Source organism: Psychrobacter sp. NPDC078631 (assembly GCF_050268165.1).
Classification (GTDB): Bacteria; Pseudomonadota; Gammaproteobacteria; order Pseudomonadales; family Moraxellaceae; genus Psychrobacter.
On the sequence record NZ_JBNNGG010000001.1, the window covers coordinates 363,031 to 387,413 of the forward strand.

Here is a 24,383-nt window from a genome sequence, read left to right on the forward strand (position 1 = left end):
GCCAGTATACAAATGCACTTTCATTATGTAAAATTATCAAATATTATATAAATAAGTATAAAACGTAATGATTAATATTACATGGCTACGAACTTTCTGTACGCTTGCTGAAGTTGGGCACTTTACTCGCACAGCTGAACGTCTATATATGACGCAGTCCGGTGTGAGCCAACACATAAGTAAGTTAGAAGAGCAACTAGATACGGACTTGTTGATTCGACAAGGAAAGCAGTTTTCATTGACCAATGCAGGTGAGCAGCTTTATAAAGAAGCAGGCGAGATATTGCAGCGCTTATCAAATTTAGAACAGCGCATCGGTGAAGATCCTCCTTATGAAGGATTAGTGCGGTTGATGTCACCAGGTAGTGTGGGACTTAAACTATATCCGCAGCTTTTGACATTACAGCAGCAGCATCCAAAACTAGTGATTGATTACCGTTTCGCACCCAATTCTGATATAGAGCGAGCACTGGCTAATCACGAGATTGATATTGGCTTTATGACGGATATCTCAGACGATGAAACAGTTAGCTGCAAGCCTATGGCGCAAGAAGCATTGATACTAGTAACCCCTGCGACTTCAGTGGAGCCTAGTTGGGAGCAGCTTATCGAGCTTGGATTTATCGATCATCCAGATGGAACCCATCATGCAGGCATGCTACTAACTGCCAATTATGAGCAATTTCAGCATATCAATGATTTTGAGAAAAAAGGCTTTTCGAATCAGATAGGGTTAATTTTAGAGCCCGTCAGCAGAGGAATAGGTTTTACTGTTTTGCCAGCACATGCAGTGGCTGCCTATCCAAAGCCTGAGCTGATTAACAGTCATCATTTACCATTTGCCGTTAGCGAGACGCTATATCTGGCAGTCAGAAGACAGCAGGTACTCTCTAATAGAATGCATACGGTCATTGACGAAGTAAAAAAATGGTTATAGATATGTTGAGAGTGATAAATGCACAGCTGACAAAGGGTTAATAAAAAGCTTAATAGCTGTGCATTTAGTGGAGGAGGTTCATTGATAGATTGCGACTATAAAAGATTGCATCTATTTTAAAGTCTGACCAAGTTTGATACTTGCAGCGATATTAGCAGCAGTAGTCTCAATATTGTTATAAGCAGAGCCTAACACGTTATCAATCGTGTCTACTTTTTGGATACTCGGCATGACCACCTCGAACTGGCTGGTCTGAGCAGGTTTTAGCGCATCGACGCTGCCGCAGATAGCGATAACAGGTGTACGGCTGGCGTTAGCGATTTGGCTGATACCGCCTGCCACTTTACCCATGGCTGTTTGTGCATCTAGTTTACCTTCGCCAGTGATGACAAGATCAGCCTCTGCGATATGCTGTGACAGGTGAGCCACTTCAGCAACCGTATCAAAGCCTGACTTTAGCTGAGCTTGAAAGAACGTCATCATCGCATAACCAAGACCGCCAGCAGCGCCAGCGCCTTCGACGTGTTGACAGTCTTCATAGCCCTGCTTTCCACATACGGTAGCAAAGTGACTGAGTGCCTTGTCCAAGGTATTGACTTGCTCTGGACAGGCGCCTTTTTGTGGCCCAAATACTGCGCTTGCACCCAGCAGACCGCATAATGGATTGGTCACATCACAAGCAACTTCAAATACCGTGTCTGATATCTTTGCATGCAGGCTAGTGTTATCGAGCTTATGTAAGCTGGCAAGTGCGCCACCACCATGAGTGAGTAGGCTATCATTAATGTCATGAAATGTTATGCCTAGCGCCATTAGCATACCAAGTCCTGCATCATTGGTTGCGCTACCACCTAGACCGATAACGATACGTTTAGCACCTTCTGCTAACGCATCTTCGATCAGCTCCCCAACACCATAACTACTCGCAATAACGGGATTACGCTCATCAGCTGTTAGTAGGTGCAATCCGCACGCTTGAGCCACTTCGATAACAGCAGTCGCATCAGGCAATAACAGATACTTTGCCGTAATCGGTCTCATCAATGGGTCATGTACTCTGACTTCTTTCCAGCGCCCGCCCAATACATAAGACAATACCGCTGAGGTGCCTTCACCGCCATCGGCCATTGGCAACAGCTTGTAGTCAGCATCTGGAAACACTTGGCTAAAGCCAGATTGAATAGCATGGCACACGTCCAGTGCTTCTAAACTTTCTTTAAACGAGTCAGGGGCGATCAAAATTTTCATACGGCTCTCTTTGAATATCTTAATGACACGATCATTGCGATAATGTCATGTTTTAAAACGTTTATTTAACGATCATTAAATAAACGTATATAGAAATACCCAATTTCATGAACTAGATAAACACTAGAGTCAACAACCAGATAAATACGATGCTAGTCACACCTTGGATACCAGTAGCCATTGAATGAGCCTTGTACGCCTGTGCGACACTCATGCGACTAAACTGGCTAACAATCCAAAAGAAGCTGTCATTGGCATGTGAGATGGTCATGGCACCGGCACCAATTGCCATCACGCAGAACACGCGTCCAAGTTCGCTGTCTAGGCCAATCTGGCTTAATAGTGGGGCAACCATAGCAGAAGTAGTAACCAATGCGACTGTGGTTGAGCCTTGTGCTGTTTTTAGCGCAGCAGAGACGATAAATGGCATGAAGATACCTAAACCCAAAGCAGATAGCGTCGAACCTAAGTAATCGCCAATCGGTGTCACTTTCAGCATGGCACCAAACGCGCCACCAGCACCAGTAATCAGTAGGATAGGGGCTGCTACTACCAAGCCTTGCGAGATACTATCGCTGATTTCTTGCGTTTTTTGGCTCGATTTAATCAGGAAGAACGATAAGAACAAACCGATAAGTAACGCAGTCAATGGATTACCAATGAATATCAAAATCTCCGCTACCATGCTACTGCCAAATGGTGCACTTGGGAAGTTAGCAACCGAAGACAGGCAGATTAATATGATAGGAACGATAATCGGCAAGAAAGCCATCGTTGCTGAAGGCAAATGGCTGTAATCGTCACGAGTTTTCATTCCTTCAGGCATTGCTGCTGGAGCATCTGCCGCATTGATATTGTCAGGAATGGCGTTAAGGAAGCGATTAGACCACCACCAGCCAGCCAATACCGCAACTGCTGTCACGACCACACCGACCATAATGACCAAACCTAAGTTGGACTCTAGACCTAAGTTACCTGCTGCTGCGATTGGGCCTGGCGTAGGCGGGACAAAGGTATGGGTAGCGTATAGACCAGTGGCCAAGGCAATACTCATCGCGACACTTGATACATGTAAGCGCTCAGCCAAAGACTCTTTTAGAGAGTTCAAGATAATATAGCCAGAGTCACAAAATACAGGTATAGAAACGACTGCACCGACGATAGACATGGTCAAAGTAGGGAAGCGTGGCCCCAATACTTTAATAACGGACTCTGCCATTACGATAGCAGCACCCGTTTTTTCAAGGATTAAGCCAATAATCGTACCAAATACAATCACAAGACCGATATAGCCTAAGATACCACCGAAACCATCAGAGATCGTTTTGGCCACAGTATTAAGTGGTACTTGATAAAATAGCGCGACCAAAAAAGCGGATAAAATCAACACTAAAAAAGGATGCCACTTTAATTTTGCGGTAGCGAAAATAATAAAAAGAATGGTCAGCACAAGCCAAAATACAATCATCACTGTCTCAATATGGTTTATATCTTAATTGATTACCAATGCAATCTAGCCAATTATATCGAGATTAAACACGGTATATATCGTGCTAAGTCTATTCTGTGTAGTACTTTCACACGCTTTTACCATGGCTACATTTAAACGATATCAGACCAACTATCTGCATCACTAACGATACGAAATTTTAAAGGGGCATATTTTATAGCAAATAGACGCCGCTAGGAAATAGATTCGTTAAATAGTTGGCGCTGTTGACAAAAAATCGAGAGAGACTTAGTTTTGTAATGACGGAAATTAGTAAGAAAACGTCGAAGACGTGTGTGAAAATACTTTTATAACTAGCAATTGCTAATACTCCAAACCAAAAAAACTGGCCATCTATAATGACCAGTTTTTGTCTAAACAATATTTACCTACCAGAGTAATAATTATTTTTAAGATCAGCACTTCTAAAAAGTGCCCTGATTGACAATTAAGCAATCTTATCAAAGAAAGCTTTGTTATTGGTAGCAGTTGCAGTATCAAAGCTGACGTAAATGCCTTGATCGTCCAACGTGGCATACCAATGATCATCATTGCCACTGGTCAGCAGCTGAAAGTATTTGTCATTGACTATTCTGCCAACTGTATACACCTCTCCTTCGGAGTAGTATGCATTACCTTGAGTACAGATAAGCTTGTCATTGGTATGGATGTTATTATTGTCTTTCATGTTCTTGCGCCCTATTAGTACATTAGATAGCAGTAGATTATCAATTCTGCTAATAGCAATAAAGATGATTATATAGGCAGTATCTTGTTGTTTGGTATAGTATTTTTAAGGTAGTTGTTGCATTTAGTTACTACAACATTGCATAGATAACACCGCTATCATAGCAATAGATTTTTTGAGAATCCTAAGCTGTTTAGGAATATATAAAATCCTAATTTATCGAGATAAAGGAGTGCAAGTTAGCGATATAAATAGTCTAAATACATAAACTCTAATGTCAAAAATGACGCACGTAAAAAAGCCAGCAACCTAAGTTGCTGGCTTTTTGCAGACTGAGTCTAACTACATAGAAGATTACTCTTCAGAATAGTCTTCTTCAGCAGCTTCTTCGTCAGCTGAATCTTCGTTGTTACCATCTTCAGAAAGAATAGTAACTAAGATGCTAGCAGTAACGTCATGGTGTAGCTGAATATCAACATTGTATTCGCCAACTTGACGTAGAGTGCCTTCAGGTAGCTTGATTTCAGCACGGTCTACTTCTAGACCTGAGTTAGTCAATGCTTCAGCGATATCGCGAGTACCGATAGAGCCGAATAGCTTGCCTTCGTCACCTGATTTAGCACGCATGATAACATTAACGTCAGTCAATGCATCAGCACGCTCTTGAGCAACAGCGATCTCTTTTGCTTCTTCAGCTTCAAGTTCAGCACGACGTGCTTCGAACTTTTCAATGTTAGCTTTAGTAGCAGGTAGCGCTTTGCCCTGAGGGATAAGAAAGTTACGTCCGTAACCTGGTTTTACATCGACAGTTTCACCGAGTTTACCAAGGTTGACGATACGCTGTAACAAAATAATTTGCATGAGTCATTCCTAGTTAGCGGTTAACCTTGATGGTTATCAGTGTATGGAAGTAGCGATAAGTAACGAGCTTGCTTGATAGCAGTCGCTAATTGACGCTGATATTTAGTAGATGTACCAGTAATACGGCTTGGTACGATTTTACCATTATCACTAATATACTGTTTTAGCAATTCAACATCTTTATAGTCGATGTGAGTGATGCCTTCAGCAGTGAAACGGCAGAATTTGCGACGGCGATAGAAACGTGCCATGAGTATTCTCCTTTAATTAGTCTTCACTGTTGTCGTTGTCGTCATTATCGTTTTCACGATTGTCTGGACGACGAGTAGTTGCTTTGCGTGCGCGTTTTTCATCGGCATTCTTGGCTAACTGCGACTCTTCAGTGACAGCTTCGTCACGGCGCATAACTAGACTACGAATGATCGCGTCGTTATAACGGAATAATTCTTCAAGTTCAGCTAAAGTTTCACCGTCAGTTTCAATGTTGAAAAGAACGTAATGAGCTTTGTGAATCTTGTTGATTGGATAAGCCAGTTGACGACGGCCCCAATCTTCTAAACGATGGATAACACCGTTGTTGTCTTGAACTAACTTGATGTAGCGCTCAACCATGCCGACCACTTGGTCGCTTTGGTCTGGGTGTACAAGTAACACCAGTTCGTAATGTCGCATTATGACTCCTTACGGATTAGTAGCTATTAACCCTATGTTAATAGCAAGGAGATTTATAAGGTAAGCCCAATTCTAATCATATTTTATAAAAAACAATCAAGAATAAGCTTAGTTTATAAAGCGCCGTATTATAACAGTACTTGGCAACTAACACAAAGGTTAATCACCAAGCTACTGTCAATAAAATATAAAAAGAGGCTAAATAAGCTTTGCTAAATAAAAAAGCCGCGATAGTACGCAGCTTTTTTGAGTATAACGAGCTATAAAACCAATAACTAAACCAAAATACTGTTATTCAGATTTTGACTTCTTTGCCAATTGGCTACTGTCTGCTTTTACCACTAAGGTTTTGGCAAGTTTGTCATGCCAACCAATATTTTCAGGGCTTTTAGATGCCATGTAGTAATGAATAGCAATAATCACAAAACCTAAAAAGCTGGTAAACGAAAATAGCAGGTTATAGATAATAAATAACAATAACGTACGTGTACCGATAAGCTTAATAAATGAAGGTAGGCGATGCGTGGTTTGATCCACAACACGAATACCAGTGATCAGCTTGCCTAGCGATTGACCACGCATGGTAATAAATACCAATTGCAAGGCAAATAGCCCAAAGACCATCACCTGTGACATCATCAATGTGCTACTAGGAAGGCTTTCCATTAGCGTCATTGAATATTGATAGGCGGCGTCCATGTCTTGAATGTTTTGGAACTTGGTATAGTCCACATCCATCTTAGTCAATGCCATTACTAGCGGCAGTATAGCCAATATATAAAGTAGGCCATTCAATGCAGTCGCCAATACGCGTGACATGATTGGCGCAAGTACCACGTTGCCGACGACTTTATCATTGTCTGCAACAGCTTTTTTGAGAGTAGACTTGTTTAATGAGACATTGTTGTGCGGCGTTTGATGACGATTGGTCGTCATATCAGCTTTCACGTTTTTAGGACGTTCAGGCTTGCCATATAGTCTATCTAACGATACTGACTTATCATCTTTCGCTTTATTGGTATCTTCAGGGAAGACGGTCACGTTATTGATGATGGAGTCGTTTACTTCAGGCGTGTTAGCACCGGTCGGGCGATAAACCGTTTGGTTATTGGTAAGATCACCTACGCGCTGCCACTGAGCTAAGCCTTCATGCCACATCAAATCATCAAGCAATACTTCACCAGATGCCAGCATGATATTCAGCTGCTCCAACTGATATGGGCCAGCTTGTACGTTATTTCGAGCAAGGAAAATCTGCATAATTGCCTGCATAGTTAGTCATGTCTTAGGACATTATATTAGGGTCTATTTGAAAAAATCAAATAGACCCTAATAGTGGTATCTTTAATGACTGTGTGAATGACCGCCGTAATTAAACGCAGCGGTTTACTTCGCTTCTTCACCAGCTAAGAAGAACCAAGTATCTAGTACTGAGTCTGGGTTCAATGACACTGAGCTAATACCTTGCTCCATCAACCAGAACGCTAGATCTGGATGGTCTGATGGACCTTGACCACAGATGCCGACATACTTACCAGCTTTGCGGCAAGCTTCGATAGCCATAGACAATAGTTTCTTAACAGCAGGATCACGCTCATCAAATAGATGTGAGACGATACCTGAGTCACGGTCAAGACCAAGTGTTAACTGAGTCAAATCGTTAGAACCGATTGAGAAACCATCGAAATGCTCTAGGAACTCTTCTGCTAATAGGGCGTTGGTTGGTAACTCACACATCATGATGACGCGTAGACCATTTTCGCCACGTTTTAGACCATTTTTCTCAAGTAATTCGATGACTTCTTTGGCTTCGCCAACAGTACGTACGAATGGAATCATGATCTCAACGTTGGTCAAGCCCATGTCATCACGTACACGTTTTAGTGCTTTACACTCAAGCTCAAAACAGTCACGGAAGTTATCAGACACATAACGGCTAGCACCGCGGAAACCAAGCATTGGGTTCTCTTCTGATGGCTCGTATAACTTACCACCAAGCAGGTTAGCGTATTCGTTTGATTTGAAATCTGACATACGAACGATCACTGGCTGATCCATAAAGGCAACAGCTAGCGTTGAGATACCTTCAACCAATTTATCAACATAGAAGTCAACAGGCGACGCATAGCCTGCGATACGCTCTTGGATTGCTTGCGCAATTTCACGTGGCAAGCTGTTCATGTTTAGCAAAGCTTTTGGATGGACACCAATCATACGGTTGATGATGAACTCTAGACGTGCAAGACCGATACCTTCGTTTGGCATTTGGGTAAATGAGAATGCACGATCTGGGTTACCAACGTTCATCATCACTTTGAATGCTAGCTCTGGCATAGATTCAACAGAGTTAGTCTGTACTTCAAAATCAATCTGGCTTTCGTAGATGAAACCAGTATCACCTTCAGCACAAGAAGCCGTTACGTCTTGACCATCAACCAATAGCTCAGTTGCGTTACCACAACCAACGATAGCTGGCACACCTAGCTCACGCGCGATAATAGCAGCGTGACAAGTACGACCACCACGGTTGGTGATGATAGCAGAAGCGCGCTTCATAACTGGTTCCCAATCCGGATCAGTCATGTCTGATACGAGTACGTCGCCTTCTTCTACTTTGTCCATCTCGTTTAGGTTGCTAACGATACGCACTTTACCTGAACCGATACGCTGACCGATTGAACGACCTTCACACAATACTTTTGCGCCAGTCGTGTCGATGACATAACGTTCCATCACGTTGCTGTCTTGACGGCTCTTCACAGTCTCAGGACGTGCTTGAACGATAAAGATTTCGTTAGTATCGCCGTCTTTTGCCCACTCGATATCCATCGCTTGGCCATAATGCTGCTCGATCGTTACCGCTTGCTTGGCAAGTGAGGTTAGCTCTTCAGTAGATAAAGAGAACTGCATGCGATCTTGTTTTTCAACATCAACGGTTTTAACTGATTTAGCCGTGCTGCCTTCATCACCATAAACCATTTTCTTATGCTTGCTACCTAGGTTACGACGGATAACTGATGGCTTACCATTGGCTAGCAATTTTTTAGAGATATAGAACTCATCTGGGTTAACCGCACCCTGTACAACCATTTCGCCTAGGCCGTAGCTTGAGGTGATGAATACCACTTGATCAAAGCCGCTTTCGGTATCTAGCGTGAACATAACACCAGCAGCACCAGTCTCTGAACGTACCATACGCTGTACGGCAGCAGATAGTGCAACACCTTCGTGCTCAAAACCTTTGTGTACACGGTAAGAAATTGCACGGTCGTTATATAGAGAGGCAAATACTTCTTTAATAGCAATTAGGACGTTATCAATACCGCGAATGTTCAAGAAAGTTTCTTGTTGACCAGCAAATGACGCATCTGGCAAATCTTCAGCAGTCGCAGAAGAACGTACAGCAACAGCGATATCTTCGCCGCCACTCATGGTTTCAAATGATTGACGTACTTCTTGCTCAAGATCTTTTGGCAGTTCTTGTTCAATAATCCAAGTACGAATCTTTTTACCAGTCGCCGCAAGCTTATTAACATCGTTTACGTCTAGTGTTTTTAGCTCGCTGTTAATTTTGTCAAGCAAGCCTGTTTCAGTCAAAAAGCGGTTGAATGCATTTGAAGTGGTGGCAAAGCCGCCTGGAACACTAACGCCTAAATCAGAAAGATGGCTGATCATTTCGCCAAGCGAAGCGTTCTTACCACCAACCATTTCGATGTCGTCTTTTCCTAGCTGATCAAGATTGATTACAAGTGCTGTAGATTGCGCTGCCATGATAACTCCAGAAAATAAGGTTATTTAGTAAAGATTATAACGGTGAATTATACCGCCATATTAGGACAATTTCGAGGGTTTTCACCAAAAAACTTGTTAAAAATATACAAATTGTGGGGTTTGCTACATAAATTAGGGTCAGTTCGAACAGGTTTCGTATTTACTCAGATGAAAAATATCATCGCTAGTGATGATGTTATGCGCTTTCAAAAGCCATTTACTGCATAAAATAGGTATATTTAAATAAGCCACATTCAGAGTATTTCCATAATTTATGTTTCAATCTTATGTATCTGTATAAACAAAGCATAATAGAAAAAGCATAAGAAATGTCTTAATAAGAGGTGAATTAACTATAACGACAAGATGAAAAACAATGTTGGTGCTAAGTGTACGCCTGTAACATTGATTTCTATTAAGAAGCTAATATGCGTATAATGTAGCGCATAGATAGTTGATGCACATTGCATGATAAATGTGCGGTATAAGTACTGAAAAAGGCTCCTTTTAAGAAGGTAGTTATAAAACCTAGTTATACGAGTTATAAAGGCAACTGTAAAAATCTAAGTAAAAGCCACACTATTAATGATAGTCAAAGTAATGCTATTAATAGTCAATAACTGCTAAACGTTTACCAAGTCTGAACTATTACTAAGATCTATACCAAAAATTAAATGAAGGTCACTATTGAGTTTTCAACCGAGGTGTCAACGATATGTACTCAAGCATTCCATCTGAACAAGTTAAGTCCACTATCCAAAATCGCCACGCGCTAAACTTGGACAGCTCACAGGCGATTAGAACGGCGTTTTTTATCTCAGATGGCACAGCGATTACGGCTGAGACACTTGGACGCGCTATTTTGAGTCAGTTTGCCTCAGTTCCTTTTGAGACAAGAGTATTGCCATATGTCGATAGCTTAGAGCGTGCAGAAGATGCGGTTGAACAAATCAATATGGCGTATCAGCGCGATGGTTCGTTGCCATTGGTTTTCGATACGATCGTCAATCCTGAGATTCGTGAAAAGATTAACTCAGCGCATAGCTGTAACTTGGATATGTATGAAGGTCTGATTGGCCGTGTTGCAGAAGAGACAGGTGTGGAGCCAGATGGTCATTCAGGCCATGCACATGATGATGTTGATTCTGAAACCTATAAAGAGCGGATCGATGCAGTGCATTTTGCTTTAGACAATGATGATGGCGCGCGTACTCGTCACTATAATGCCGCAGATATTATTTTGGTGGGTGTATCACGCTCAGGTAAGACGCCGACTTCTTTATATTTAGCATTACAATTCGGTATTCGAGCGGCTAACTATCCTTTAACTGAAGATGATTTGTACGACAATCAGTTGCCGAAAGCATTACGTGAGCACAAAGACAAGCTGTTTGGTTTGCTTATTGATACTGATCGCTTAGTAAAAATCCGTCAAGAGCGCCGTGCAGGCAGTCGTTATTCTAGCTATCAGCAATGTCAGCAAGAACAGCGCGCGATTCAGGGTATTTATATCACGCACGGTATCCCAAGCTTAGATGTATCAGAGATGTCTGTTGAAGAGATTGCCACACGTATTTTGCAGATGACAGGTCTCAAACGCCGTATTGGATAATGAATGTCAGCTTAAACAGTATCTGTTCAATCGGTATCAATCAGTGTTTAGGCAGCTTTAATAAATGCGTAAAAAACACTAATAAACATACATCATTTCATCCTAGATAATTATCATATAGAGAATATTATGATTTCAGCCTATCAATCTATAAAGCCATCGTTGTTGCTGGCAGGTTTAATCAGTGCAGCGACTTTACTGAGTGCTTGTCAAACATCTCCATTTGCAAAGGATCCAGTACCTGAGCCGCGCTATATTCCAAGTATCGTATTGGGAGAAGCACAGACACTGACCGTCATGCCAAACCGTGTGGCTTGTGCTTCAGAACTGCCAATGCAATGCCTACTTGCTAAGTCTAAAGACGGTAGCGTGTTTCAGATTCCTTATGACTGGATCGATGACTTCAAACCAACCCTTGGTACAGAGTACATCATTAGCGCCCGCCCGCAGATTGATGAAGGGCAACAGAGCGCTACTGGTCACTGGACATTGCAAAACATATTGTCACAACGTATGGTGGGCATGCCTTAGTAGGGCGGTATTCATTTATCTACATGATACAAACTCATCTACATATTGATTCATTTATATCTCAAACATTTACTCGATAAATAAATATAAAGAGGACATCATGGTAAGTAAAAGTGCAAGCGACGAGACCAACGATACTGGTAAAGATATTCATACCGAAGTATCAAATAAATCTAGCGGACACGTGCCAAGCCCTGAACATACCGAAGGTAAGAACAAAAAAGAAAAGATAGAGCAGACTCACGAGCAAGTGACTGATGATGTCATGCATCATCCTGATTTAGTGAATCCGCTCGATGACACACGAATCGATATTAAATCTGGCTTTACCAAAGACTCTCGCCGTCTAAAAAGTGACGATCATGAGTATGAGTATGACGCAGTTGTTTTAGGGGCGGGACCTGCTGGTGAAGCCGCTGCCATGAAGCTGACTAAATCTGGTAAAAGAGTGGTCGTCGTCGATCCGCGTGATCAAGTAGGGGGTAACTCTACTCACGTCGGTACAATTCCAAGTAAAGCATTGCGCCAATCTGTATTTAACTTGATTAACTTCCGCCGCGATCCAATGTTTACCAAGGCGATGGAATATAAGCAAGTACCGCTAAATGAAGTACTCGCCAAAGCGCGTCAAGTTATTCGTCGTCAAGTCAGTACTCATACACGTTTTTATGAGCGCAACCGTATTGAAGTCATCCAAGGCTGGGCAAGTTTCATTGACGCCCATACGCTACGTATTGAAGTCGATGAAAATGTGTACGAAACCATCACTTTCAATAAAGCCATCATTACTGTCGGTAGTCGTCCTTACCGTCCTGAGATTTTAGACTTTAACCATCCACGCGTTTTTGACTCTGATAAAATCTTGCAAATGGATTATGTGGTCAAAAAAATCATCATTTATGGTGCAGGGGTGATTGGCTGTGAGTACGCGTCTATCTTTACTGGTCTTGGCTACAAAGTTGATCTAATCAATAACCAAGACCAATTGCTCAACTACTTAGACAGCGAAATCAGTGATGCCATCGCGCATGACTTTAGACAGTTCGGTGTGCTTATCCGTAGTAATGAAGAGATTGATCATCTTGAGACTCATGATGATTATGTGGTTTTGCATTTAAAGAGCGGCAAGCGCATCAAATCTGATGCCATTCTTTGGTCAAATGGTCGCTCAGGTAACACCGAAGGCCTGAATTTAGAAGCCATTGGGCTAAAAGCAAACGGCCGTGGTCAGTTAAAAGTAGATGATACTTACTGTACGGACGTCGACAATATCTATGCTGCTGGTGACGTAATCGGTTGGCCATCACTAGCTTCTGCTGCCTATGACCAAGGTCGCTGTGCCGCTGCTTTTATGGTTGGTGATAGTGATGCTGAGCCAGTATCTAGTGTACCGACTGGTATTTATACGATTCCTGAAATCTCTTGTATCGGTAAGACAGAGCAAGAGCTCACGGATGAAAAAGTTCCGTATGAAGTCGGTCAGGCGTTCTTTAAACATCTGGCACGTGCCCAAATCATTGGTGAACGTTCGGGCGTATTAAAGATATTGTTCCATCGTGATACGTTAGAAATTCTAGGCATCCATTGCTACGGTAACCACGCTTCAGAAATTATTCACATCGGTCAAGCAGTGATGAAGTGCAAGAGCAATAACACGCTTGAGTACTTTGTAAATACGACTTTCAACTATCCAACGATGGCAGAAGCGTATCGTGTGGCAGCATTGAATGGTTTGAACCGAGTGTTTTAAACCACCGCTATTTATATCGTATAAATAAAAAAGCGCCTACTAATATTAGCAGGCGCTTTTTTTATGCTCATAGATTTCATTAATTTGAAGATTTATAAGTAGGCTTTTCACTGTGGAATACGCTTGCGTAAAAATAGCAATAAAACAAAATAGAGCAACCATAAGCCAGCTAATGCGTAAAATCCTATAGCGACTTGAGAGACACTGGCACCCATTTGGTTAAGCTGCACAGAGGTATTGATTGCAGGCGTGGTCGGTACCAGCCAACGTATTACTTGTAATACTTGAGGCAATTGGTCTGCTGGCCAAGGATAGCCGCTTAAAAAAAATATCGGTAAGGAGATAAAAATTAAGATCTGCATACTGCGCTCACGCTGCCGGAACCATAATCCGAGCACACAGCCGAGCGTTGCGACTGTCGGACAAAATAGTGCCAAAAACAGCAGCGTACCAAGCATGTTTTGTCCGCGTGGATAATGATGTAGCTCAAACGCCCACCCATAATAAAAGCAGCCAACGATAAAGCTAAGTGAGCTTAGCGCTCCAATACGTCCTAGCCAGCCACGTACACTCGTACTGTGACGGCGCTGCTCATACCATGTGCCAATCAGCATCGCAGTCGCCATTAAAAGTGTCTGCTGTAAGATAATAACAGAGACAGCAGGTACGACATAAGCACCATAGCCTTCGGTTTGGTTATACAGTGGCATAATCCGTAGCGGTACAGCTTGCGTGTTCTGTGCTGCGGTAGATGCATAAGCGCCTTTCGCAATACTTTTCTTTACCTTGATACCAGCCGATACTGTACCCACTGCTTGAGAGAACCCCAGTTGGACGTTTTTATTTAAAATAAAATAACCGCCGTTACCCAGTACGCTGACGTGCGCTTGCTCTCCGGACTGAACTTGTTCTTCAAGACCAGTTGGAATCACCATATAGCCTGCAATTTGATCTGACCATATGGCTTCTTTGGCAGCCTGCTCATTGATAAATCGTTCAGTATTTAGATATGGACTAGCACTCGCATAGCGCACGAGAGTACGCGATAAGTTACTGTTGTCATGATCAATGATACCTACTGGCACATGATTGACCACCTCAGACGAGTAAGGCCAAGGATAGAAAAAACCATAGATAATAGGGGCAATAATCAACATCAAAAGTACGCCTTTATCACTAAAGACGTCTTTGAAAGTTTGAATAAAGCTGGTCCAAAAACTTTGCGAAGCCGGAGTGTCGGTTAAATTAGCTTTTGAGTGTATATTATTTGATTGTGCAGACATTAGCGTGCTCCCCAACGTTCAGGATGCGCCAATGCGCGTTTGGTTAATAGTGCTGCAAGTAGGAGCGCTATTATGACCGCAAGCATGAGGCCATAGACGATAGGTAGAGAGATGGCGATCGGTGCTTGCATTTGTAACTGTGCAATATGGAGCTTTAAATAATGCGTTAGCGGCAGGGCATTTGACCAATATTGCGCGCTATCACTAATCGCAATATAAGGAAAAGTAACACCGGCGAAGGCGTAAGAAGGCGCTGAAATAAATCCCGTAGTCGATAGACCCATACGTAATGAAAAAGAATTCAAAGTAAAAATAGCACCTAGCCAAAACGACAATACCATTAGGCACAGAAACCCAGCATAGACTGCCATGAGAGACATGATGTTGATATTCTGATTGGACGTTGCCAGCCACAATATCAACGCTGACCACAAGCTATATGCCAGTATTGGCCAAAAGTATTTACCTAATAAGCCAAATACTAAAACTGATAAGCTGACCGAATGGGGCATTTTTGCATTCAATGATGCTTTGTTATCGCTGCTATCTTGTTTGGTTGATAGCGAAGATGACGTTTTTGAAGCTCTGGATAACGTTAAATGAGGCTTTCCTGTATCAATGAAACGGTACCAGCGACCGATATTCTTATCACGTAACTCGCGGCCAATCGTGGTTGCGCCAATGACCATTGCCAATATATGTAATAAGGCAGGTATGACGGTCGATGCCAAAAACTGCTGATAATTGGTCGCAGCATTGAATAAGCTAATACGCTGCACACTGATAGGCGCATAAGCCGTCATCGCTTGTGATGGCGCTACGCCTTGTTTGACCAATCGCTTGATCTCTACACCTGCGGATAATGTACTAGCGACCGCTTGGACACCTGCCTGAATAATACCAGAGTGCGTACCGTACTGTGCATTGACTTGTAGAGTCAACGGAGCAGGCTGGCTCGATAATATATTACGAGAAAAGTCCTCTGGGATAATGACGACAGCGTAAATGTCACGCTGTAAAATGGCAGCCTCTGCATCCGCTTGGGAGTAATACAGCTGTCTGACCGTCAAAGTAGGACTGGCCTCTAAGTAACGGACGGCAGTATTGGCAACAGCGCTATTGTCTTGATCGATGACTCCGATAGGCAAATCGGTAATTTGAGTCTGTGAAAATATCCACCATATTAGCAGCACTGTTGCCAGTGGTATCCATACCACCATGCTAAAGTCCCAATGATTTTTTGCCAAAAAACGGCGCTCGTAGGCTGCACTGCGTAAAAAAGCCTCACTTAACTTAGTCAAGTGCATGGCTTACTCTTGGTTCTGATTGACAGGAGTAGGGTTGATACGTACGACTACACTCATACCTGAGCGGATACGGGCATCGGGCTTAGAGGGTCGTGCTTTCACCTCAAAAGTACGCACATCAAAACCATCATCATTATTGGTCGGACGCCAAGTGGCAAAGTCTGATAGGGTCGATGTCGCATAGACGGTAAACTGTTTCGTATAAGGTTTATCCGCTGATGACAGCGCTGGAATAGTACCGGTAAATGTTTGACCAATAGCAAATTGATTTAAATAAGACTCAGTGACGTTAAGTACCACCCATTGGTCATTGGTATCCACCAACGTCAGGAGCGGAACCCCTTGACCGATGACTTCTCCAGCACTCACGATGACATTATCGACGATACCAGCGATAGGACTTCTTAGGTTCGCTTCCTCTTTTGCTACTAGCGCTTCATCTAGTTTTGCATCGACCTGTGCAACTTGTGCAGTGGCCGCTGACTTATCTTCAGTACGTGCGCCTTCTAACGCCAGATCATACTGCAAGCGGGCTGCTTCGGTTTGGTCTTGAGTAGCAAGATATTGGGCATATGCCTCATCGCGCTTTTGTCGCGCCATCAATCCTTCTTCGTAAAGGCGATTGACACGCTGATAGGTGTTTTCTGCCAAGTCAGACGCGGCTTTATTGGCTTGCCAAGCGGCTTTTGCTTGGGCGATTTCTTGCGGACGCGCACCATTTTCTGCTTTGTCTAATTGGCTTTGCGCGATTTGCTTACCAGCACGTGCTTGATTAATCTTGGCATTAATCTCAGGCGAATCCATCTCAACCAGTTGCTGACCTGCCGTTACCGTATCACCCTCTGTCACCATAATCTGGGCAATACGCCCTGGTACTTTTGCAGCGATAGACGTTTGCTGCATTTGCATTTGCCCTTGCAGCGTAATAACTTCGGGCTCGCTATGTGCATTACTTTTGTATAGGCCGTACGCAATCGTACCGAGGACAATCAGTATGAATAGTGCAAGTAATCCTTTTTTCATACGCGCAGATTTGTCAGTTTTAGAGGCGTCACGATTATAAGCAGGTGTCGGTTGCTCTGGTTCAATATCAGACACGTTTTCTACAGGATCGACTGAATTTTGTGTATCTTGAGAGGTCACTGACTCGGTTGCATCAGCTGATTTATTTGAGTCGTCTGATTCGCGTGGTAATTCTGTCATGACAATGAGATTCCTAAAGCAACAAAGTTGAAAATAAAGGGTTTATTACTAGTACACTCGAAACGCATAAGGCTTGGCGTTGTCTATGGTTTCAGAATTAAAAATAGCACCAAGAGCGACGATAAATGCTGAATAATAGAGCCATAGCATAATGACTACGGCAGCTGAAAGCGCGCCAAACTCAGCACTATAATTATTAAAATTTTGCACATAAATTGAAAATAAGATGGACAATATAATCCATAAAACAGTTGCTAACGCAGCGCCCGGCATCAGTTTCTTAAGGGCGACGGCATCACGATTTGGGGCTAGGCGATAAAGACCCAAAAAGCTTAAGAATATGATACCTGTCAATATTGGCCACCTGCTCCAAAGCGCAATCGTCTTTGCTATCTGAGGGAAAGGGAAGTAGGCGGCTCCCAAGGGAATAATCGCGATAGAAGAGACCGCTATAATCAATACGACTACTGCTGCAAAGGTCAAACCAACTGCGCGAATCGTGCTTTGTACAAAACTACGCTCCTGCGTAATATGAAACGCAAGGTTGATAAGAATAATTAAGGACTTAATACCTTTAGAGCCCGCATAAAGTGCGAGCAAGGACGATATAAGCAAGCTGAAAGTCAGAGCAGACGTAGTCGTAGAAACCAACTCGCTCAGACGGGAGTTGAGCACTTCATATACTGTATCAGGTATAAATTGACTCAAAAGCGCGATTTGCTCTTGCATCTCGGCAGGAGAAAACGCAAGACCATAAAGTAGGACAAACACAGCCATCACTGGAAAAATTGATAAGAATCCAAAGAAACCTACGCTTGCGCAATGCGCCCAAACATTAGAGTTATTGGCAATACGCCACGTTTCTAGTAACGTCTGTAGCCAGTTTTTTATCGATTTAGAGGTCAATTTTTTCATAAAAGCAGCTGTTCGTAATAGGGTTGGTAATAGTAATTTCGATGTCGGCTTTATAGTAATACAAAGCGTTTATCAGCATGACTTATGGCTTCTCACGTTGCATCATTGCTCAGTATATAAAGTAGGCAATTGAATATCAGCGGCATTGAGATAAGCATTAAAAGCAAGTGGCGTACCACAGCTTTGCATAAGGGCAGCCAGTGACTGTACATAGTCATTAGCAGCTTGCGCTTGCTCAGTACGTGCCTTAAGTGATTGCGTCTGTGCTTGCACTACGTCAACGGTGGTATTTACACCTTCTTGTAATCCTAAGCGTCGTAGTCGCAATACTTCTGCTGCCAAATCAACATTACTTTGCAATGCCTGATAGCGTGATTGGGCATTATTGACATCGTGCCAGTTTTTTTCTACGAGTAGCAATAAATTGTCACTGACTTCAATCTCAGAGAGATCGGCCTGACGTATTTTGGCACTACTGGATGCTAGTGATGCGGCTTTATCGAGTCCACCCCATAGCTTCCAACTGGCAGATATACCAGCGACCCAGCTTGGATCTTTCTCTACCTGACCATAACCGTATAGCAATACCGTAGGCTTGTAGCCCGTATCTGATAGCGCATGTAACTGCTGAGCCTGTGCCCGCTTGGCTGCAACTTTTTGCAGTCCGGGATGGTTATTTAGTGCCAAGTCCTGAAAGTAGCTCACATCTGGTAGGGGGCGACTAGAGACAAACAACGGCGTGGTTGGTTTGATACGGTAGTCGGTACGTAGTAGACGCTGTAGCGCAATCATAGCTAGGCGCGCGTCATTATTGGCATTAACGGAATCACTCTTGGCATCCGCAAGCGCAGACTGTGCTTCTAGTCTATCGACACGTGAGATAAAACCTTCTTCAAACAGACGCTCGGCCATATGGTCGGTCTGCTGCAATGTATCGTAAGCGTCTTCTCGTAAGTAAGCGGCGATAATCGCTAACTGTGCCTTAAAATAACGCTCAATTAACGTATTATAAAGCTCATTTTTATCCAGCACGCTATCAGCCATCGCTTCTTGCGTACGTGCATCCGAGGCGCCAGTCAGTGCGTCTGTGCGCCCAGCAGTATAAATAGGCCAAACGACTCCAAGACCTGCACCCGACGTAGAGCCTGAGCGCTTGAGGTTATAAGAGTCGGGAATACGCTCACCGACCAGCTCACCAAAGTCTGGTAGATCTGCTGTAGGAGGGACGATGTTATCTACGCCATTATTTACTTCGTTGACGATACCACTTCTGAGAGAAGATAAATCTATATCCTCATCTAAATGATAGGCACTAGCAGATACTCGAGCAAATACGAGCGGGTTGTCGATAGTTCTGAGTGCGTCAGTTTGGTATTCGCTAGCGGCAATCGCTGCTTGATTGGCAGCAATTTTAGGTGATACTTGTACCAGCAGCTTCTGCGCTTGCTCTAAGCTCAAAAAGCTTGAGACGTCTAGTGCGTAGCTGTTATCGACGGCTTTATGTGTAATAGGGTCAACAAGCGTAGACAGTGCCTGCGACTCAGCGTCTTGAGGTTTTGGTACTGTATGAAAAGGCGCTATAGCTGGCTTATCATTATCAGTTGGACTATCAGCATCTATGATTTGTGTCACAGCCACTGGTGTAATATCATCTGACGCTTCTATACTGTCAGTGCTCGCGTAAGTCATGACAGGCACGCTCATGACTGCAACTGTCATCATAGCAGTCGGTAGCGCTGATAAAATGAATTTCATAAGTCACATAAGCCATTAATTAGAATGTAAGGTATTATAAAATAAGGAACAGCACCGATAGATTTTATTGCTCAGGATATAAAGTTGCTGAACTATTATAGACTATTTGCTAGCTAGCGAAAAAATGATGCTCAAATAAATCATTCATATTCTAATATAAAAATATGTCTATATTAAAAGCGCTAAAAAGCGGTCATTCGTCATAAGAGGTACACTGTAGAGCCACAATGGTGACGGGTCAATGCTCAGTATTTTGCCATTTTCTATTGTGTGACCAGTAGCGGTATGATAGAGGATTGATTTAATTTTTAAATATCTGTTTATAAGTAACAACATAGCCAATAAGACGCTTTAAATTTAAGCGATTTATTTTTAGATAGACTTTGTTTTTAATCTTATTATGAAAGCATTTAGGTAGTAATTAACAAATAGAAAATGCTCAATCAGTAGCAATTAATAAGTAGCAGTCAATGAATAGTCACTAAATGGCTATCAAACAGAATAAATAATATTAGCAGAGGGTGTGTCATGGCAGGGTATATTTTAGCGTTGGATCAAGGGACCACATCGAGTCGAGCAATATTGTACGATGATCATGCGCGTCCTATCAAAATGGTACAACAGCCAACGACGCTGCAAACACCAAGAGCTGGGTTCGTTGAACAAGATGCACAGCAAATTTGGCAAACTCAGATTAGCTGTGCACATGATGTTATTAATCGGGCAGGACTGCTTGCCACCGATGTTACCAGTATCGCTATTACCAATCAGCGTGAGTCGATTGTGATGTGGGATAAGCAAACTGGTAAGCCACTGGCTCCCGCCATCATTTGGCAAGACAGGCGTACCGCAAATTATTGTAAGACGCTTGCTGCTGAAAGTGCTAGCAATAGTATGAATGACCCTGTGCATCCGGGTGTTGATAGCGTCAACATGGCACATGAAGTACAGCGTATTACAGGTCTGCGTTTAGACCCGTATTTTAGTGCCAGTAAGATTGCTTGGTTACTCGAAAACAATCCAAAGCTTAGTGTACGAGCCAGCAAAGGTGAAATAGCGGTTGGCACGATTGATAGTTGGCTGATTTATAAGCTTACAGGCGGGGAGCATGTCATTGATGTGACCAATGCTTCTCGCACATTGTTATTTGATATCCATAAGCTGGCATGGTCAGAGACACTTTGTGACCGATTTGCTATACCTATGCATATATTACCTAAAGTACTACCATCCGACGGTGACTTTGGCAAAACCAAAAAAGGCCTGTTTGCAAAGCAAATACCCATTCAAGCAGTATTGGGTGACCAGCAAGCAGCGCTCTTTGGGCAAGGTTGTCTTGATGCAGGTATGGCTAAGAACACTTACGGTACAGGCTGTTTTATGCTGATGAATATTGGCCAACAGCCAAAACTGAGTGAGCATAAACTGCTAACCACCATCGCATGGCAACGTAAAACGTCACCAATTCGTCCAGACAATTTGTCATTTGATCAAATTGTACAGTCAGGCAAACGCATGCTACAACCGCCTAAAAAGGAAGTCACTTATGCACTAGAGGGCAGTGTCTTTATGGCAGGGGCTATTGTTCAATGGCTGCGTGATAATTTGGGTATGATTCAGCAGAGTAGTGATGTCGAAGACCTAGCCCGTCAAGTAGACAGTAGCGAAGATGTCGTTCTATTACCTGCTTTTACTGGATTGGGCGCGCCTTACTGGCGTTCGGATATTAGCGCTAGCATCACTGGTATGAGCCGCGGCACTACTAAGGCACATATTGCTCGCGCTGCATTGGAGGCCGTTGCTTATCAAACCTATGATGTACTTATCGCTATGCAAAAGGATAGCCCTCATCCTTTGACTGAGCTGAGGGTAGATGGCGGCGCTGCAAATAATGATTTACTCATGCAGTTCCAAGCAGATTTGCTAGGTGTTCCGGTATTACGTCCTAGAGATACAGAGATTACAGCGAAGGGCGCGGCACTACTCGCAGGTTTAAAGACTGGGCTGTATGACGAATCGACCATGAAAGCTTCATGGCAAGTAGATCGCGTGTTTGAACCAAGTATGTCGGCTGATACTCGTGAGCAGCATCTGGCTAAATGGCAACAAGCTATCAAAAGGTCTTTGATGCCGTTATAAGATTGATTTATTTAATAAATTTATTGTGATCGTCCATTTATAATTACTCAAAGTATGAGGCTGCCGTACACAAATGTGATAAAGATACAGGCTGTAACGCAAGATAATCGCAATACGGACACAGTTTACATAATCGGCCTATCTGTCCTTACCTATAAGTTTTTATACTTCAATTGGATTTTGTAAGACCGCTAATAACTAGCAAATAAATAATTCAATAAATAATAAATAATTTAAGGACAATACTATGAGTAACCATGATGCTATCGATCGCAGTGAAGTAAAACATATGTCAAAAGAGACAAAAGAAGATTTAAACGCAGATATCATTACCGGTGAGCCAGGTTCACATCCAGTAGGTACAGGTATCGGCGGTGTAGGCGGTGCAGCAGCAGGTGCAGCAATTGGCACGATGGCAGGTCCACTAGGTACGCTAATCGGTGGTGCTATTGGTGCTATCGTTGGTGGCGGCGCAGGTCATGCAGCAGCCGAAGCCATTGATCCAACTCACGAAGAAGCGTACTGGCGTGCAGAGTATGCAAACGCTGACTACCATAGAGAAGAATATGATTTCGACCGTGATTTACATCCAGCATATGCAGTTGGTTATGCGAACCGTGCTCGTTATCCAGTAGATGCTCGTTTTGAAGATCATGAAGCAGATTTAGAACGTTCATGGCACGAAGTAAAAGGTGAGTCTCGCATGGAATGGAATGAAGCGCGTCAAGCATCACGTGATGCATGGAACCGCGTATCATAAGAGAATTTAGGCAACTAATAGAGCGGTTAGGCAGACAGTTCACCTAGTAATTAGCTAGTATCAGGGGTTGCTATACCATTACTTAAAATAGATTAATTGTATGTCTAGTTCTATTAGTAAATCTACTTATCAGCATTTATGCTATTTTAAAACTTCCAAGGTTTAACTTTGGGAGTTTTTTTAGGCATAAAATTTGCAGCGTATACACATACGTGAATATTATGTACTATAATAATGAGAACGATGGGGAATATATGAGTAATAATACTGAAGGCAATAAACAGTTTTATATCGCAACGGCAAACCTGCTGAACTTTGCGAACCCTAATCGAACTTATTATGAAAATGCGCCAGCTTACGACGATAAAGCCTATGAACATAAACTGCGAGGTCTTACAGATTTATTGGCTAAAGCGCATGCTGACATTATCGCAGTACAAGAGGTTTGGGATAGTGATGCATTAGAAGCGCTGGCTGTTTCACTAGGTTTCAAGCCTGAGCATGCGGTCATTCCACTTGCAAGTAACGATAGCGCGAGCATATATACCAAAGGCATGGGTGCACAGAATACACCTGCTGTCGGTATTATCAGCCGATTTGAGCAGTTAGAAACCAGTTTGCTAGAAGATATAGCACCAAAAGCCATTATTGATGTACCTGATATCGGTCCTTATCAACGCTTTAACCGTCCTCCATTAGTGTTACGTGTTGACGCGTACGGGCAGCCCATTACTATTATTACAGCGCATCTAAAAAGCAAACGTGCTTTTTTCTTACGCGACGAAAATGGTGACCTATTAGAAGACATGGACGATCCAAATATTCGAGTTCGCGCCAAGCTTCGTAGTTTATGTATGCGCGCGGCAGAAGCGGCCTCTATCCGTATGTCTATCATAGAACGATTGCAACATACCCGTGAACCATTAATTCTATTGGGCGATATGAATGATGTCACAGGTAGCGTGACTACTCAGTTGATGACAGAAACTGGGGAGGTTAATTACGATAAAAGTATGCGTGATGTTGCACTTTTTGATGCTGCTCGTATTCAAGCACGATATGGCTGGATGAAAGATGTTGCCTATACCCATATATATCAAGGCATGCCAGAAGTTATCGACCAGTTATTTGTTTCAGAAGAGTTTTTGCCTGATAGTAAGTTTTCGCTCGGTTATGTCGAACGAGTCGATTATTTTAATGATCATTTGAAGTGGGACTATGCCGATAGGGTCACTGATCATGGTATTATAAGGGCGAAAATAAAACTTAATGATTAACTTTATAAAATTAGACGGTTAGCTCTATTAAATTGCTGATCGTAGTATTGTTTTTTAACCTATTCATGTCCCTTGCTTGATAATGTGTAAGCGTTTATGATGCCTCTGCATTGAACATAGTAGTGACCATATAGGCTTTATATTTTAGCCAACAGTCAACCATCCTTTATCTAAGGATAACTACT

20 protein-coding genes are annotated in these 24,383 nt (G+C 42.8%); 7 read left to right on the top strand and 13 right to left on the bottom strand.

Features of this window, described 5'->3' with window-relative positions; translation table 11 throughout:
• Positions 1 to 67 precede the first annotated feature (67 nt).
• Positions 68 to 937 carry a LysR family transcriptional regulator gene (locus ACQKCP_RS01485; RefSeq protein WP_427611008.1) on the top strand — a complete coding sequence of 290 codons (870 nt, stop codon included), beginning with the start codon at positions 68 to 70 and terminating at the stop codon, positions 935 to 937.
• Between the two features lie 111 nt (positions 938 to 1,048).
• Here the strand turns inward: ACQKCP_RS01485 and ACQKCP_RS01490 are convergent, their stop codons facing one another.
• From ACQKCP_RS01490 to ppsA, 8 genes are all read right to left on the bottom strand, one after another.
• Positions 1,049 to 2,185: a glycerate kinase gene (locus ACQKCP_RS01490; protein ID WP_427611009.1), complete on the bottom strand. Its 1,137-nt coding sequence runs from the start codon at positions 2,183 to 2,185 to the stop codon at positions 1,049 to 1,051.
• A gap of 112 nt (positions 2,186 to 2,297) precedes the next feature.
• The gene (locus tag ACQKCP_RS01495; RefSeq protein WP_427611010.1) at positions 2,298 to 3,653 is read right to left on the bottom strand and encodes a GntP family permease; all 1,356 of its coding nucleotides are present in this window, start codon (positions 3,651 to 3,653) and stop codon (positions 2,298 to 2,300) included.
• Positions 3,654 to 4,122: 469 nt separating this feature from the next.
• Entirely contained in the window at positions 4,123 to 4,362 is a 240-nt protein-coding gene (locus ACQKCP_RS01500) for a hypothetical protein (protein ID WP_057759376.1), read from the bottom strand.
• A 354-nt stretch (positions 4,363 to 4,716) separates the two neighbouring features.
• Positions 4,717 to 5,223 carry a 50S ribosomal protein L9 gene (gene rplI, locus ACQKCP_RS01505; protein WP_057759378.1) on the bottom strand — a complete coding sequence of 169 codons (507 nt, stop codon included), beginning with the start codon at positions 5,221 to 5,223 and terminating at the stop codon, positions 4,717 to 4,719.
• A gap of 20 nt (positions 5,224 to 5,243) precedes the next feature.
• Complete coding sequence (gene rpsR / locus ACQKCP_RS01510; protein WP_010198808.1) at positions 5,244 to 5,474, bottom strand: 30S ribosomal protein S18; 231 nt, start codon at positions 5,472 to 5,474, stop codon at positions 5,244 to 5,246.
• A gap of 16 nt (positions 5,475 to 5,490) precedes the next feature.
• Positions 5,491 to 5,895, bottom strand: a complete 405-nt coding sequence (gene rpsF, locus ACQKCP_RS01515) for a 30S ribosomal protein S6 (RefSeq protein ID WP_101205443.1) — start codon at positions 5,893 to 5,895, stop codon at positions 5,491 to 5,493.
• Positions 5,896 to 6,186: 291 nt separating this feature from the next.
• Positions 6,187 to 7,167 carry an RDD family protein gene (locus ACQKCP_RS01520; protein ID WP_427611011.1) on the bottom strand — a complete coding sequence of 327 codons (981 nt, stop codon included), beginning with the start codon at positions 7,165 to 7,167 and terminating at the stop codon, positions 6,187 to 6,189.
• A gap of 114 nt (positions 7,168 to 7,281) precedes the next feature.
• Positions 7,282 to 9,666, bottom strand: coding sequence for a phosphoenolpyruvate synthase (gene ppsA, locus ACQKCP_RS01525; protein ID WP_191115062.1), 2,385 nt, complete (start codon positions 9,664 to 9,666; stop codon positions 7,282 to 7,284).
• Positions 9,667 to 10,381: 715 nt separating this feature from the next.
• Between ppsA and ppsR the strand changes: the two genes are divergently transcribed.
• From ppsR to sthA, 3 genes are all read left to right on the top strand, one after another.
• On the top strand, positions 10,382 to 11,278 hold the full coding sequence (gene ppsR, locus ACQKCP_RS01530; RefSeq protein WP_427611012.1) for a posphoenolpyruvate synthetase regulatory kinase/phosphorylase PpsR: 897 nt from the start codon (positions 10,382 to 10,384) through the stop codon (positions 11,276 to 11,278).
• A gap of 129 nt (positions 11,279 to 11,407) precedes the next feature.
• Positions 11,408 to 11,809, top strand: coding sequence for a DUF4377 domain-containing protein (locus ACQKCP_RS01535; protein WP_101205439.1), 402 nt, complete (start codon positions 11,408 to 11,410; stop codon positions 11,807 to 11,809).
• 100 nt (positions 11,810 to 11,909) lie between these two features.
• A complete protein-coding gene (sthA, locus tag ACQKCP_RS01540) occupies positions 11,910 to 13,559 on the top strand; it encodes a Si-specific NAD(P)(+) transhydrogenase (RefSeq protein WP_057759390.1) in 1,650 nt (549 codons plus the stop codon).
• A 107-nt stretch (positions 13,560 to 13,666) separates the two neighbouring features.
• Here sthA and ACQKCP_RS01545 read toward each other — a convergent pair whose 3' ends face one another.
• The 5 genes from ACQKCP_RS01545 to ACQKCP_RS01565 all read right to left on the bottom strand — a co-directional run bounded on the left by ACQKCP_RS01545 (position 13,667) and on the right by ACQKCP_RS01565 (position 20,022).
• On the bottom strand, positions 13,667 to 14,842 hold the full coding sequence (locus ACQKCP_RS01545; RefSeq protein ID WP_427611013.1) for an ABC transporter permease: 1,176 nt from the start codon (positions 14,840 to 14,842) through the stop codon (positions 13,667 to 13,669).
• Positions 14,842 to 16,149, bottom strand: coding sequence for an ABC transporter permease (locus tag ACQKCP_RS01550; RefSeq protein WP_427611014.1), 1,308 nt, complete (start codon positions 16,147 to 16,149; stop codon positions 14,842 to 14,844). The genes ACQKCP_RS01545 and ACQKCP_RS01550 overlap by 1 nt, the downstream gene beginning before the upstream one ends.
• A gap of 3 nt (positions 16,150 to 16,152) precedes the next feature.
• On the bottom strand, positions 16,153 to 17,352 hold the full coding sequence (locus ACQKCP_RS01555; protein ID WP_427611015.1) for an HlyD family secretion protein: 1,200 nt from the start codon (positions 17,350 to 17,352) through the stop codon (positions 16,153 to 16,155).
• 48 nt (positions 17,353 to 17,400) lie between these two features.
• Positions 17,401 to 18,267, bottom strand: a complete 867-nt coding sequence (locus ACQKCP_RS01560; protein WP_160020943.1) for a YihY/virulence factor BrkB family protein — start codon at positions 18,265 to 18,267, stop codon at positions 17,401 to 17,403.
• A gap of 102 nt (positions 18,268 to 18,369) precedes the next feature.
• Positions 18,370 to 20,022 carry a TolC family protein gene (locus ACQKCP_RS01565; RefSeq protein ID WP_427611016.1) on the bottom strand — a complete coding sequence of 551 codons (1,653 nt, stop codon included), beginning with the start codon at positions 20,020 to 20,022 and terminating at the stop codon, positions 18,370 to 18,372.
• 528 nt (positions 20,023 to 20,550) lie between these two features.
• Here ACQKCP_RS01565 and glpK point away from each other — a divergent pair.
• From glpK to ACQKCP_RS01580, 3 genes are all read left to right on the top strand, one after another.
• Positions 20,551 to 22,161 carry a glycerol kinase GlpK gene (gene glpK, locus ACQKCP_RS01570; protein WP_427611017.1) on the top strand — a complete coding sequence of 537 codons (1,611 nt, stop codon included), beginning with the start codon at positions 20,551 to 20,553 and terminating at the stop codon, positions 22,159 to 22,161.
• 247 nt (positions 22,162 to 22,408) lie between these two features.
• A complete protein-coding gene (locus tag ACQKCP_RS01575) occupies positions 22,409 to 22,921 on the top strand; it encodes a hypothetical protein (RefSeq protein WP_057759401.1) in 513 nt (170 codons plus the stop codon).
• 254 nt (positions 22,922 to 23,175) lie between these two features.
• A complete protein-coding gene (locus ACQKCP_RS01580) occupies positions 23,176 to 24,198 on the top strand; it encodes an endonuclease/exonuclease/phosphatase family protein (protein ID WP_427611018.1) in 1,023 nt (340 codons plus the stop codon).
• Positions 24,199 to 24,383 lie beyond the last annotated feature (185 nt).

Excerpts from the sequence above, each read along its gene's own strand:
- ACQKCP_RS01485 (WP_427611008.1), top strand. The coding sequence starts at position 68 with ATGATTAATATTACATGGCTACGAACTTTCTGTACGCTTGCTGAAGTT.
- ACQKCP_RS01490 (WP_427611009.1), bottom strand. The coding sequence starts at position 2,185 with ATGAAAATTTTGATCGCCCCTGACTCGTTTAAAGAAAGTTTAGAAGCA.
- ACQKCP_RS01495 (WP_427611010.1), bottom strand. The coding sequence starts at position 3,653 with ATGATTGTATTTTGGCTTGTGCTGACCATTCTTTTTATTATTTTCGCT.
- ACQKCP_RS01500 (WP_057759376.1), bottom strand. The coding sequence starts at position 4,362 with ATGAAAGACAATAATAACATCCATACCAATGACAAGCTTATCTGTACT.
- rplI (WP_057759378.1), bottom strand. The coding sequence starts at position 5,223 with ATGCAAATTATTTTGTTACAGCGTATCGTCAACCTTGGTAAACTCGGT.
- rpsR (WP_010198808.1), bottom strand. The coding sequence starts at position 5,474 with ATGGCACGTTTCTATCGCCGTCGCAAATTCTGCCGTTTCACTGCTGAA.
- rpsF (WP_101205443.1), bottom strand. The coding sequence starts at position 5,895 with ATGCGACATTACGAACTGGTGTTACTTGTACACCCAGACCAAAGCGAC.
- ACQKCP_RS01520 (WP_427611011.1), bottom strand. The coding sequence starts at position 7,167 with ATGCAGGCAATTATGCAGATTTTCCTTGCTCGAAATAACGTACAAGCT.
- ppsA (WP_191115062.1), bottom strand. The coding sequence starts at position 9,666 with ATGGCAGCGCAATCTACAGCACTTGTAATCAATCTTGATCAGCTAGGA.
- ppsR (WP_427611012.1), top strand. The coding sequence starts at position 10,382 with ATGTACTCAAGCATTCCATCTGAACAAGTTAAGTCCACTATCCAAAAT.
- ACQKCP_RS01535 (WP_101205439.1), top strand. The coding sequence starts at position 11,408 with ATGATTTCAGCCTATCAATCTATAAAGCCATCGTTGTTGCTGGCAGGT.
- sthA (WP_057759390.1), top strand. The coding sequence starts at position 11,910 with ATGGTAAGTAAAAGTGCAAGCGACGAGACCAACGATACTGGTAAAGAT.
- ACQKCP_RS01545 (WP_427611013.1), bottom strand. The coding sequence starts at position 14,842 with ATGTCTGCACAATCAAATAATATACACTCAAAAGCTAATTTAACCGAC.
- ACQKCP_RS01550 (WP_427611014.1), bottom strand. The coding sequence starts at position 16,149 with ATGCACTTGACTAAGTTAAGTGAGGCTTTTTTACGCAGTGCAGCCTAC.
- ACQKCP_RS01555 (WP_427611015.1), bottom strand. The coding sequence starts at position 17,352 with ATGACAGAATTACCACGCGAATCAGACGACTCAAATAAATCAGCTGAT.
- ACQKCP_RS01560 (WP_160020943.1), bottom strand. The coding sequence starts at position 18,267 with ATGAAAAAATTGACCTCTAAATCGATAAAAAACTGGCTACAGACGTTA.
- ACQKCP_RS01565 (WP_427611016.1), bottom strand. The coding sequence starts at position 20,022 with ATGAAATTCATTTTATCAGCGCTACCGACTGCTATGATGACAGTTGCA.
- glpK (WP_427611017.1), top strand. The coding sequence starts at position 20,551 with ATGGCAGGGTATATTTTAGCGTTGGATCAAGGGACCACATCGAGTCGA.
- ACQKCP_RS01575 (WP_057759401.1), top strand. The coding sequence starts at position 22,409 with ATGAGTAACCATGATGCTATCGATCGCAGTGAAGTAAAACATATGTCA.
- ACQKCP_RS01580 (WP_427611018.1), top strand. The coding sequence starts at position 23,176 with ATGAGTAATAATACTGAAGGCAATAAACAGTTTTATATCGCAACGGCA.